Annotated in this window: 1 protein-coding gene; it reads left to right on the plus strand. The window is 46.5% G+C overall.

Annotation, left to right across the window (positions count from 1 at the left end; all coding sequences use genetic code 11):
* A partial coding sequence (locus RG959_RS25050; protein WP_342799391.1) for a winged helix domain-containing protein occupies positions 1–230 on the plus strand: 230 nt, incomplete at both ends.

The raw sequence follows: 230 nt of genomic DNA on the forward strand, positions 1-230 counted from the left end.
TAGATAACCTGACTGATATGTTGAAGTCAGCCTTGGAAGAACCAGAAACGATCAGTGATTTCATGGGTTGCTTGCTAAGCCAGTCACGCCACCAGCTTGATATCGTTGCACCTGAGCCTTTGTGGACTCAAGAAGAGATCGCTCAGCACTTAGAGTCTGAGGGCGAGATTCATCGTGTATCAGGCTTAAAAGCGCTCTACCATGAAAATGAAAGCAACACGGCTTACATC

The organism is Domibacillus sp. 8LH, from assembly GCF_038806185.1.
Lineage (GTDB): Bacteria > Bacillota > Bacilli > Bacillales > Domibacillaceae > Domibacillus > Domibacillus indicus_A.